Annotated in this window: 12 protein-coding genes; 3 read left to right on the top strand and 9 right to left on the bottom strand. The window is 33.6% G+C overall.

The features are described 5' to 3' along the window. Nucleotides 1-5: 5 nt before the first annotated feature. Nucleotides 6-296 (bottom strand): hypothetical protein, encoded by a 291-nt coding sequence (locus tag KAOT1_RS02370; protein ID WP_007093083.1) that lies wholly within the window; start codon nt 294-296, stop codon nt 6-8. 59 nt (nt 297-355) lie between these two features. After that, nucleotides 356-625 carry a hypothetical protein gene (locus KAOT1_RS02365; RefSeq protein WP_007093082.1) on the bottom strand — a complete coding sequence of 90 codons (270 nt, stop codon included), beginning with the start codon at nt 623-625 and terminating at the stop codon, nt 356-358. Nucleotides 626-709: 84 nt separating this feature from the next. On the opposite strand from KAOT1_RS02365, the gene KAOT1_RS02360 reads away from it, so the two are divergent. After that, nucleotides 710-1,630 (top strand): LysR substrate-binding domain-containing protein, encoded by a 921-nt coding sequence (locus KAOT1_RS02360; RefSeq protein WP_007093081.1) that lies wholly within the window; start codon nt 710-712, stop codon nt 1,628-1,630. Nucleotides 1,631-1,924: 294 nt separating this feature from the next. Here KAOT1_RS02360 and KAOT1_RS02355 read toward each other — a convergent pair whose 3' ends face one another. From KAOT1_RS02355 to KAOT1_RS02325, 7 genes are all read right to left on the bottom strand, one after another. Then, nucleotides 1,925-2,818 carry a hypothetical protein gene (locus KAOT1_RS02355; protein ID WP_007093080.1) on the bottom strand — a complete coding sequence of 298 codons (894 nt, stop codon included), beginning with the start codon at nt 2,816-2,818 and terminating at the stop codon, nt 1,925-1,927. An 11-nt stretch (nt 2,819-2,829) separates the two neighbouring features. After that, complete coding sequence (locus tag KAOT1_RS02350) at nt 2,830-3,711, bottom strand: hypothetical protein (protein WP_007093079.1); 882 nt, start codon at nt 3,709-3,711, stop codon at nt 2,830-2,832. A 32-nt stretch (nt 3,712-3,743) separates the two neighbouring features. Beyond that, nucleotides 3,744-4,625 (bottom strand): hypothetical protein, encoded by an 882-nt coding sequence (locus tag KAOT1_RS02345; protein ID WP_007093078.1) that lies wholly within the window; start codon nt 4,623-4,625, stop codon nt 3,744-3,746. A gap of 12 nt (nt 4,626-4,637) precedes the next feature. Next, nucleotides 4,638-5,474, bottom strand: coding sequence for a hypothetical protein (locus tag KAOT1_RS02340; protein WP_007093077.1), 837 nt, complete (start codon nt 5,472-5,474; stop codon nt 4,638-4,640). Continuing rightward, nucleotides 5,471-6,730 carry a radical SAM protein gene (locus KAOT1_RS02335; protein WP_083777272.1) on the bottom strand — a complete coding sequence of 420 codons (1,260 nt, stop codon included), beginning with the start codon at nt 6,728-6,730 and terminating at the stop codon, nt 5,471-5,473. The genes KAOT1_RS02340 and KAOT1_RS02335 overlap by 4 nt, the downstream gene beginning before the upstream one ends. A 76-nt stretch (nt 6,731-6,806) precedes the next feature. After that, a complete protein-coding gene (locus tag KAOT1_RS02330; protein ID WP_007093075.1) occupies nt 6,807-7,067 on the bottom strand; it encodes a hypothetical protein in 261 nt (86 codons plus the stop codon). A 111-nt stretch (nt 7,068-7,178) separates the two neighbouring features. Then, a complete protein-coding gene (locus KAOT1_RS02325) occupies nt 7,179-9,590 on the bottom strand; it encodes an outer membrane beta-barrel family protein (RefSeq protein ID WP_040559275.1) in 2,412 nt (803 codons plus the stop codon). Nucleotides 9,591-10,071: 481 nt separating this feature from the next. On the opposite strand from KAOT1_RS02325, the gene KAOT1_RS02320 reads away from it, so the two are divergent. Further along, nucleotides 10,072-10,638: a hypothetical protein gene (locus tag KAOT1_RS02320; RefSeq protein WP_007093073.1), complete on the top strand. Its 567-nt coding sequence runs from the start codon at nt 10,072-10,074 to the stop codon at nt 10,636-10,638. A gap of 23 nt (nt 10,639-10,661) precedes the next feature. Then, nucleotides 10,662-12,383: a tetratricopeptide repeat-containing sensor histidine kinase gene (locus tag KAOT1_RS02315; protein ID WP_083777271.1), complete on the top strand. Its 1,722-nt coding sequence runs from the start codon at nt 10,662-10,664 to the stop codon at nt 12,381-12,383. Nucleotides 12,384-12,388 lie beyond the last annotated feature (5 nt).

Below are 12,388 nucleotides of genomic sequence, written 5' to 3'. Positions count from 1 at the left end.
TGTCCTTAGTCAATGATTTCTATTTCTAAAATTCCGTTGATTCTTACTTCTTTTCCAGCATTTTTTGCTTCTAAATATATGTTTCTAAAGTTTTCTTTTTCGCGCATTAACTGCCCTACTCTACTATCGTCATAAGTTGTATCGCTGTTAATGTCTCCTTCACATATTGCCAATCTGTGGATTTTGTGAAAGTTGATTTTTTCATCAATCAAAGAATTGATTACTTCTTTTGCTTCCATAGCTGTAAACTTTCCGTCTACTAAATTTACTTTGTGTGTTACTTCTGTAGTTGTCATAATTATTAATTTTTACTCGATAATTGAGGTTTTCAATAGTTAATAAAATTTCTTTAGGTTTACCTTGAAGGAGTTGATAATGCAATGATTGATACTAAACTTAAAACGACGCCAGCTTTTACAAGTGCCCAGAAATACTCAGGATTTACACTGTAACTCATAATGGTGATAGCAATGTATCCCAAAAAAAGCCCGATGAAAGCTATACGTTTTGTCCAAGTGATGAACTGTTCTTTGTTAATCTTTAGAGAAAAAACAGAAGCATTATTATCATCACGAATCGATTGTGAAGTCGCTCCCATTTCGTTACTGTGTGTTGTTGTTGCCATAATTATTTTTTTACAGTGCAAAGATTATCTTTTATATTCATATATTTTTATTTATATTTATTATAAAAAACATAAGCAACTTTTATGAACTACACATTACATCAATTGAAAGTCTTTGTAGAAATTGTACAAAAACAAAGCATTACCAAAGCTTCTGAAGCCTTATTTTTAACACAACCTGCTGTTTCTATTCAACTTAAAAAGTTTCAAGATCAGTTTCCATTACCGCTCACCGAAGTTGTGGGACGAAAGTTATATGTGACTAATTTTGGAAAAGAAATTGCCGCAACCGCACAAAAAATTCTGGATGAAGTTTCAACTATCGATCATAAAACGAAAGAATATCAAGGGAAATTAGCAGGAAAATTAACGCTGAGTTGTGTTTCTACAGGAAAATATGTCTTGCCGTATTACCTTTCTGGATTTGTGAATCAACATACGGGAATCGATTTTACCATTGATGTGACAAATAAACAGAATGTTGTAAAAGATTTAGAAGAAAATAAAGTCGATTTTGCACTGGTTTCTGTACTTCCAAATCATTTGTCGTTAGAAACCTTGCCATTACTTAAAAACAGTTTGTATCTCGTTGGTGGCGAAGAACGTGAAGCAAATCGGAAAGGTAAAATTGCCGATATTTTTCAGCAGCAACCTTTGTTGTATCGTGAAAAAGGTTCTGCGACACGAAACGCTATGGAAAATTTTATTGATGGGAAAAATGTTTCTGTGCAAAAAAAGATTGAATTAACTTCTAATGAAGCATTAAAACAAGCTGTAATTGCTGGTTTGGGTTATTCCATCATGCCATTATTAGGAATTAAAAATGCGGTTGATACAGGAAGTATCAAAATCATCAATTACAAAGGTTTGCCCATTCATACGCAGTGGAATTTAGTGTGGTTAAAAAACAAGTCACTTTCGCCTGTAGCAAATGCGTTTATTGCTTATTTGAAAGCGGAAAAACAGTATATTAAAGCAAAGTATTTTGATTGGGTTGAAGAATGAGTTTTGGTTGGATTAAAAGATTAAAAAAATTGAATGATTGAATGATTTTTTAGCTTGTTTACGGACTTAAAGTTTGAAATTTCTCAATACTAATATCTCAATACGCAATACTACTTTTTTTAGCTTAGCTAAAAATAAAAGTTTACAAATCGCGTCATTCTGAGCTTGACTCAGAATCACACATAAAACGCATTATTATGAGAAGCTGAATCAAGTTCAGCTTGACGATTTTTTTAGTAAATTAAAAGATTGAATAATCTTTTAATCCTTGAATCATTATATCTTTCAATTCAGTTAATGCGTAAAATTCCCAAAATATACCATATTGATATCAAGCTTATTATTTCCTAAGGTTGAACCATCATGGAAACAATTGTCAGTTGGCGCAATGTAATATTGTCCAGGTTCTTGTGCCATTCTGATAACAGGATAGTCTGGAAAATGTTTAAAGAACGTTTCTGCAACATTGTACACATTTACTTTGCTGATATCCGTGACTTCTTTGAGCATATTATGCACCTGAATCATCGAAAGATTGATGTATAAAAAGTAGCGTGTTTCTTCCCCCAAATTGATACAGATTCTATTGCCGTGTTTGTAAGTTGTATGCAAGGTCATAAATTGTGTACCATCGTTGTGCATGCCCATATATTTTTTCTCAGGAATAGTAAAATCTTCGGGCAAACGTGTTATATCACAAGCAACCATTTCTACGTTAGGTAAATTTGCGGTAATACAATGCAGATGAAATGGTTTGTCATTAGAAATAGTTTGCAAAAAATTACTCATTTCCACATTTAATGCCATTGTGAGTTCTTTGTTCGCGGCAAAACGATCCATCACATGATTTCTACCTTTGCAAGAACTAAAATCAATTTCTTTAATGTATTGTTTTGCTTTTTCTGGAATTTCCCCAAGATATATATGATTGTGATCTTTTAAATCTGAATTGGATGTCAAAATATTTATTTCAGAAGCTTCTAGAGATCGCCAATCACGTTTAGGAATATACGCTTCATCAATATACAAAGGCGTAAAAGAGAAATGCTCATAGTTTACCTGTGAACCTTGATGATCGGTATGATGAATAACACCCGAATTGATTTGAATAGCATCAAATCCTTTTGGCAATTTTGTATGAATTCCGATTCCTTTTTTTATAGTTGTTGCGGTTGCGATTGCTGTCATAATCTACGTTTTTAATATTGAAAGCTTCCAAAGTATACAATACATACATCTAAGTGTGTGCCGCCTAATGTTGATCCGTCATGGAAAAAATTGTCGGTTGCTGCAATGTAATATTGATATGGTTTTTGTTGTATTCTGATGACTGGATAATCTGGAAAATGCGCAAAGAAATATTTAGGAATATTAGAAACATTCACTTTTGCCAATTCTTCCGCAGCGAGTTTTTCAGAAAGCATGTTATAAGCTTCTTTTAAGGACAAATTCACAAAAAGCAGATATCGCGTGTCTTTTCCGAGATTGATACTGATTCTATTGCCAAATGTATGTGCATTTTCTATCGTCATCAGTTGTGTACCATCATTGTGAATTCCTAAAAATTTCTTTTCTGCTTGCTTAAAACCCTTTGGCAACATGGTTGTATTTGCGGCAACCAATTCTACATTTGGATAATTAACACCAATGCAATGAAATTTGAAATTTTTGTCATTAGAAAGCGGCTCTAAAAACTCATTGAGCAATTGCGTTGCGCGTAATGTCAGTTGTGGTGTAGCTTCAAAACGATCAAAAACCTCATCTCTATCTACACTTTTTTCGAGTCCTATATTTTTAAAACAAGTTTTGAGTTCTTCAGGAATTTCTCCAACATACACAGTATTATGATCGTTCCGTGTATCATCTGCGGTAATACAAATAAGTTCTTCTGCTGTTAGGTTTCTCCAATCGCGCTTGTTTACATACGCATGATCTAAATATTCTGGAATGAATTCTTCATCTAAATAACTGACTAAAGCAGCTTTGTGATGCGAATGATGAACCGTTCCTGAGTTTATCATTAGCGCATTTGCACCATCAGGAAGCGAATTGTGAACCATGATATTTCTTTTTATTTTCATCTAGATGTAGTATTTGGTTATTGGTTATAAGATTAGTATTGAAATTTTCCAAAGTAAATCATTAATGTGTCTAAAGTTGTCATTCCATAGGTAGAGCCATCATGAAAACAATGATCGGTTGGCGCAATGTAGTATTGATAGGGCTTTTGTGGAATTTTTATCACTGGATAATCTGGAAAATATTTAAAAAATAGTTTGGATATGTTGTATAAATCTACCTGTTCAACAGAAACACCAAGTTTCTTTTTGAGCATATTAAATGCTTGTGTCAGCGATAGATTTACGTATAAAAAGTAACGCGTTTCATTCCCCAAATTAATCGTGAAGCGATTGCCAGATTTATAGGTTTGGTGCACGGTTCTCAATTCGGCGCCATCGTTATGAATTCCCATGCATTTCTTGTCTTCTTCTTGAAAACCTTCTGGAAGCGTATACGTATCTGCCGCTACCATGTCGATATTGGGAAGATTTGCACCAATAAAGTGAAAATGAAATGGTTTCCCGTTGGCAAAATTTGTTAGATACTTTTGCATAGTATTGCTAAGTTTTAGCGTCAAATCATGATCGCGCTTCATGCATTCTTTTACATCTTCTGGTCGTTGACATTCTTTAAATTTTAAGTCATCAAAAATCTGTTTTAATTCCTCTGAAATAGCTCCGACATAAATTGTATTGTAATAATTTCTGTTAGAAGAAGCTGTGAGTGCCTTGATTTCTTTGTCGGTCAGTTTTCGCCAATCACGCTTTACAACATAGGCATTTTCTTCATATTGAGGCACAAAAGACCAATCTAGGTAATTGACTTTACTTTTTTCTTGTTGTGAATGATGAATCGTTCCTGAATTGATGCGAACTTCATCAAAAAAATGATTTAAATCGCTGTGTAATCGTATGCCGTTTTGTATGATTTCCATAAGAATACTGTATTAAGGAAGTTGATCGAATTTGCCTGTATACACCATAGTAATGTCTATATTTTTTGTACCTGTTGTAGATCCATCATGAAAAAAATTATCCGTTGGTGCCACGTAAAATTGATAAGGTTTTACCGCAATTTTTGCTACAGGATATGTTGGGTAATGTGTGTAAAAATGCTGTGCGATATTGTCTGGATTTAACGGTGTTTTTTGTAAGTCCATTTTATCTCGAAGCATATTATATACTTGAATCATGGTGAGATTTGTATAGATCAACGTTCTGGTTTCACTGCTTAAATTGATACAAACTCTATTGCCCGATTTGTGTGCGGTATGAATGCTAAAAGCTCTACTTTGATCGATATGCAAGCCTAAATATAAAAATGCACCTTCTACATGAAAACTCGTCATGGTTTCTCTGTTGGGAATGGCATAAGTAATTTTGTGAAATTTAAAATTGTTTTCAGATGATAATTCTCCTAGAAACTCATGTAATTGTTGATTGATCTTTTTTACTTGATCTTTATTTTTTTCAAATGTTGGCATTACCTCGTATGCATCTTCTAAATCGTGTAAACCAAGTTGATGAAAGTCATTTTTTAGTTTTTCAGGAAGCATTCCTATATACAAACTTTTACGATAATCAAACTGCTGTTTGTCTTTTCCGACAAGAGTTTGTACTTCTTCAGTAGCAGGTGAACGCCATGTTTGTAACGGAATGTATGAATCTTCAAAGTAGTTTGCGCCTTTGTAAGTTTCTACAAGTTGTGTTCCTGTGTTGACGTAGAGTTGATCGGCAACATTTTGTATTCCTGTAAATAATTGTACTCCTTTGTGTAGTTTCATGCCTGCAATTCTTTTTTGAATGAAACTAAGGTTTGTTGCACTTCAGGATCAATTTTGATGTCGTTTTCTTCGTCAAAACTATTGATGATTTCTTTGTATACTAAAGGTTCAATATCTAATTGTGCTACCGATTCGGCTGGTAAAGACGCCAAAATATCATTTTGAATAAACGTAATTAAGCGCACCATATCTTGGCAATACATCGTTGGATTGTCAAATCCGTTTTCATCAGAATAGCGATGTCCTAAAAATCCGCCACCACAAATATCATATACAGGACAATTTAGACATTGCTCACAAACGTTGTCGTGTGCTCTGTAATACAATTGAAATGTATCATTTTCAAATAAATCTTCAAGTTGGTGCGTATTTACATTAATTTCATTTCTAGTAATACCTTCAAAACACGCGCGAAGTGAGTCAACAACCTCAACGCTTCCATCAGATTCTAAGACAACGACACCATTTGTACGCCTTCCAATAAGCTGATTTCCAATTCCTTCTTGTCCCATAATCATTTTGACCAAGGTTTCAAAGAAATAGATACTCGGACGCTCTTTGTCTTGCTTCCAAATTTTGTACAGTCCTATAAACCAATCGGCGTATGGCGTATAATTTTTATCATTCCATCTATTGACATCCAATCCAAAAGGTGCTTGATCGTAGTGTCCGTCAGGCAATAATAAGTTGAGACTGTTTACGTCTAACTTTTTCATTTCGGCATACAATTCTTCTATCGGAATATTAATATTTACGACTAATAATAAACCTCTTAGATTATATTTTTTGCCCAATTGAATGGCTTTTGCTACTTGTGTATACGAACCTTTTCCATTGTGGAATACACGATATTCATCATGGTATTTTTCTGGTCCATCAATACTGATTCCAATAGAAATATTTAGTTTTTGTAATAATTGATACCAGTTATCATCAAGCGTAACGCCATTGGTTTGTATGGTAAATACGTATTCTATTTCGGGAATGGTAGTTTTAAAAATAGCTACACATTTTTCAAAATATGCTGGTTTCGCCAATAAAGGTTCGCCACCGTGAAATATAATTTGAACAAAGTCGATTCCGGTGCTATTACAATAACTTTTCAGTTTATCGGCAAAAGCTTGTACCGTTTCGAGTGACATAAATTTTGGTTGTTTTAAATACGTTTGATCGCCCATATTGTACATATAACAATAGGAACAATTCAGATTACATCTGCTAACAATTTTTAAAACAAAAGAAGTGACGCTATACATAACTATTTTTTTATCTGAGTGTTTTTTTGAAAAAACTAGATAATCTCTAATGATAGAGATTATCTAGTAAATTGTACTATCCTAATGGAGAGTCTGACGCTGGTGAAGCAGGAGCTCCAGGATCCATTGGCGCAGCCTGTAGGAAAGTATCAATCTTGTCATAACCAGAAGCTCTAGACGCTTTTGCGCTTACAGCAACTACTGGACAATTTGCACTAGCTTTACCTCCAAAAATTGCTTGGTAAAGGTCTAGTTGGTCTTCATTAGAGTTGCTTAACGCTTTGTTTACAACTTCTTTTGATTTTAAGTTTGAAGTGATTTTTGAATTTTTCTTCATCGTTAAAAATTTAAATGGTTAATAAATCTGTCATCAGTAAGGACATGACAATTGCCCTTCATTTTATGAGTAAAATGAAAAAAACTTTCTTTTATATGTTGAATCCAACGTTTACAAACGTCGTTGAATATCACTATTTCCGGTGTCTCTGTATCGTTGATCTTTTACCGTTGATTTTCCAAAAGCATAGCGCACTGCAAAGGCGATACTTCGGGTATCATGGTAGTTGATATCATTGATACGAATATCACCTACACGAATGTCATATTGGTCTTTGTTACTTCGGAATAAATCACGCCCTGAGAGTGATAAACTGAAGTTTCCAATATTTTTTCGTATTGCAATTTCTGTTTCTAGTCGATTACCGATTTCGGTATTAACCAATGTAAAGGGGAAAGTGTTTTTTGCGAATACAGTTAGGGAGATTCCTTTTACTTTTGATATGGTAAAAGTCTGATTCGCAGTAAGACTAAATAATAACGTATTACTGTCAATAGTTATTGTATCATCTGCATAACTTCCTGTAGTTTGCACATGACCAAAAAGTGAGGTTGCGTTTAAGCGCCACCAAGGTTGTACTCTAGTTGCCATGGTGACACTTCCTGAGTACGAATATTTGTTTCCATAATTTGTTTTTCTGTTGATAATGATGCCTTCTTCCGATTTGAAAGGAAGTGAGAATATTTCGCCAACCAACTGACTTGCTGCAATTTGCGCCACGACACGCACTTTTCCTGATCCTTTGGTGTAGCTTACTTCTTGTCTGTAATATCGAGAAGGATTTAAAAACGGATTTCCTTCAAAAAAAGCTTTGTCAGTCGTGTATTCTCGAAATGGATTTACATCCCAAAAGCTCGGTCGGGTAATTCTGCTTGATACAGAAAATACAAAACTATGTTTGTTGCTTGGTCGGTATTTTAAAAATGCCGTTGGGAAGAAATTTGTGTAGTTTCTGTCAACAACCGTAGATCCTTCAAGTCTTCCTTTGGCAACGGTGTTTTCAAAACGTGTTCCGAATTGGTATGACCATTTTTCGCTAAGTTCATGATTGATAAGCGCATAAAAGGCATTGATATTTTCGTCGTATTCAAAGAAATTACTTCGCGTCGGATCGTCTATCCAAGTCATTCCTGATATGTCTCTATCATCAAAATCCAAGTCGTTATCAACGTTAGAGAATGAAAATTTCATGCCTGTTTCTACTGAGATTTTGTCATTGATCGGTAATTCTAAATCTACTCGAAATGAGGTGTTTGTAATGTCTTGAATAGTAGCATTTCGAAACCAATCGCGCACGTACAAAATATCGTTGGTATCTAACGTAACGACATCTGTTTTACTCACGCCAGCATTATCAGAAGAAAATTCTAAAAAGTCAACATCAGCTATTAAAAGTGTTCCGTTTTCGTCAAGTTTTCCTTGATAATTTAGGTTGAGTGAATAATTGTAATCTGTAGCTTCATCACGGTTTCTAGTGAATGTCAGCGAATCGCTCGTAGCATACGAATCTTTACTGATTGCATCGCGTTTTTGATTTTCATCAGCACCAGAATATTCAAATAACATTCCGACAATGTGTTTTGAATTGATTTCATAATCGACGCCAAAGTTTGCACCTGAAAAGAGTGTTTTTGACGTGTTTTTACGATCTATAAAGCGTGTTTGTAAATCTGTTGTAGAACTAGGATAAAAGATGTCTTTTTCATAATTTGTTAAGCGTTCTCGGTTGCTCAGATATGCCGTTGAGTAAAGATTCCACTTTGATTTCCTGTAATTGAGATAGATACTTCCTGCTTCCGAAAATAAGCGTGTTTGTCGTGCACTTAAGCTTGCATTTCCTATCAAACCTTCTTCTTTACTGTTTTTGGTTACAATATTGATAATTCCTGCACCACCTTCAGCTTCAAACCTACTAGAAGGCGTGGTTATCACTTCAACAGCTTCTAAGTTATCGGCAGGCAAACTTTTAAGATAATTCATCAAAACTTCTCCAGAAAGTCGTTTTTTCCGACCATTTACATATACAATAACGCCGCTTGTTCCTGCAATTTCGATACTTCCATTTTCATTCGTAGCGACAAAAGGTGTTTTGTTTAAAGTTTCCCAAACGCTACTTCCAATAATTAAGTCAGAATTGGCAACATTAAAACGCAATCGGTCCGTTTTACGTTCTATCACGCTTTTTTCAGCAGTAATAACTACGGCAGCTAATTCTGTAGCATTTTTAAATGTAAAATTCTGAATGGTATTTTTTTGAAGATCAATTTGTAAGATGGAATCTACATATCCAATATAACTAAAATTCAGCTTGTAAATTCCGCTTTTTAAATTTTCAATTTTGTAAGATCCGATACTATCGGTAATGAGATTTTTTATAAGCTCATCTCCTTTCAAAATACTTATAAATACGTCAGGAAGTGGCACTTCGTTCTCATCTGTCACAACACCTTCTATAGTGTGCTGACAATGAGCCACCTTATTGCTAATGATGATAAACACCAATGCCATTAGTACTTTTTTCATGTATTCCCCTAATTATTGAATGCAATACTTCCCCATTTCTGTAAAATCTATGTGGTTAGTATAGTTGTTTATTTTTACAAATAGTGAAGAATCATATTCTACTTATTACCTCTACTAACTTACAATAAAATAATTATTTTACCTAAATGACGTTGTTTAATTAACTATTAAATAAGTGTCTATTTTTAGCTGACACTTTTTCTTTTAGCAGTTAGTTCTCAGATTAAAAAAACGTTACCCATAATTTTTAAGGTTGTTTTAATAAATAAATCTTCCGTATTTTTTTGTAGTATTTTTTTAGGATTCTAACTAAAATGCTCTTTTTTACGCACATAAAATCATTGACAAAATCACAAAAAATGTAAGTTTTTACAATACATATATCTTATATTTTACTTATTTTTAGAGAAGCCATACTATTAAATACACAAAACCTCTTTTATCATAAAGAGCGTTGAATAACTAACCAAACCCTACATTTATGAGTGATTCTCCACAAGCAGAAGTCCTAGAACAAGGTGTTCCTGGAAACATATTAACGAGACTTCAAGAAGCGCAGGAACCGTATACAGGAAAAAAGTTTTTCCGATTTACGCTCAGCGAACCAGGACATGTACCAAGAACTAATTTCAAAAATGTGCTAAGTACAATGTTGATTCCGCCTATTACAGATGCGTATATTTTACAGGACAATGAAAACGTGGATTACTTATACATTCGTACTGTGGTATTGCTTAATGCAGGACTCGGAATTACCAACAATGATTTTATTATTAAATACAACTTATCATTGTATGTAACCAATAATTATCAAATTAATATTTATGTAATTTTTAATCAAGATGATAAAGCATCTGCTAATAATTGCTTGTATTATCCTATTGAAATTTATTTTGGTCAGAAATCAATCTTCATCGATCAAACACCGCCAGCCTTAGATATAAATAGTATTGGTGCTATTAATGTTTTCTTGGTTGATACCGATCCGAAAACTTCTAGAGGAACCATGACTACCGTTCAAAAACAACACTCTAAAGCGCAACCTTAATTTTTACAGCTAACTTTTATGATATGCTAAAAAGAATATCATGTACGCTTTTTTTCTTTTTATGCTGTGTGTATTTTGTGCATTCGCAAGAAAATGCCATGCAAGAAGTTGTTGTTCAGACCATTCAACATAAAATTGCAAATTATACTGAAAAAGATTTCTTTAAAGAAGCTTCCCAATATTTCATTCAAAAGGAGTTTGATTCTACGTTGGTTTTTACCACAAAACAACTCAATTTACCAAGTAGCAACATGGTTACCGATTATTGCCATTACTACAGAGGTGTTAGTTTTCAACTGAAAGAATTGTATGATGAAGCCGAAAAAGAGTTTCTTCAAGTTTCAAAAAAGTTTGAATTTTATCTTTTAATCAAAGTGGTTTTGGGCGAAATTGCCATTGAACAACGCGCATTTCAAAAAGCAATTGCTTATTTTCAGAAAGTAGAACAATCTAATTATCAACATCTTCCGTTTATTGATATTCATAGTATTCATCACAATATAGGAACCTCGTTTTTGCACTTGGAAATGTATGACAAAGCAGAAACGTACTTAATAAAAAGTAAAGATGCGCACGAACTGCAACGAGATACTGTACGTTTGGTAAGCTCGTATAGTGATATTGCCAATTTGTATTACCTGCAATACAAAGACGATTTGGCAATTCCGTATTTTAAAAAAGCACACAAACTTGCTCAAAAAATATCCGATTATGAATTGAAAAGTAAAGCTGCTTTTAATTTGGCAATTGTGGAAGAAAACAGAAAAGACTTTTCCAAAGCATTAAAATATCGAAAAGAATACGAACAATGGCATGATTCATTGATAAATGAAAACAAAGTTTGGGAAACTGCACAACGACAGAAACAACTCGCCATTAAAGAAAAGCAGAAACAAGTCGTTATTTTAGAAGCCATCAATAAAGTTGGAATTGCACAACGAAACGGTTTTATCTTTTCTTCTATTGTTTTATTGATTTTACTCGGAACAGGAACCTATTTTTATCGCGAAAAAGTAAAAGCCAACAAAACGATTGCGGCACAAAAAGAAGCCTTAAACGAACTTAATGCCACGAAAGATTATTTGTTTTCGGTGGTTTCACACGATTTACGCTCGCCAGTAAATGCTTTGCGCAAACAACATAAGCAATTAAAAGCAGAAATTGAGAAACAAGCGTATGAAAATCTTGATAAAACCATTGCAACCGCAACTACAATCTCAGAAGGTATGTATGGTTTGCTGAATAATATTTTACATTGGTCACTTGAACAAAGTAAACAACTACTGTTTCTGCCAAAAGTAATGAGGTTACAACCTACAATTGAACATGTTATTTTTGATTTTAAGGAATTCGCTTCCACTAAAAACATATCGTTACAGACAAATTTGGATGAAGAAATTACCGCAAATTTTGATAGAGAATCATTAAAAGTTGTACTTCGGAATTTACTTGACAATGCCATAAAATACACGCCAAAATACGGAAACATTCAAATCAATCTATCTTCAACAGCAACCGAAGCTTGTATTGAAATTAAAGATTCTGGCATTGGCTTTTCTTCCGATCAAATCATAAAAATTAATCAATTAACTACGATTACGATGGAAAAAATAGATCGTTCAAAAGGTGTAGGACTCGGCTTGTTACTTTGCGTTACACTGATTCGGAAAAATAAAGGAAATTTTAGTATTGAAAACAATTTTGACAAAGGTTCAACCATTAAAATAATACTCCCAAAAACGTAACTGTC

This window comes from Kordia algicida OT-1, from assembly GCF_000154725.1.
Lineage (GTDB): Bacteria > Bacteroidota > Bacteroidia > Flavobacteriales > Flavobacteriaceae > Kordia > Kordia algicida.
The sequence above is the reverse complement of the archived record's forward strand: the minus strand, read 5'-3'. Positions and strand labels throughout refer to the sequence as shown.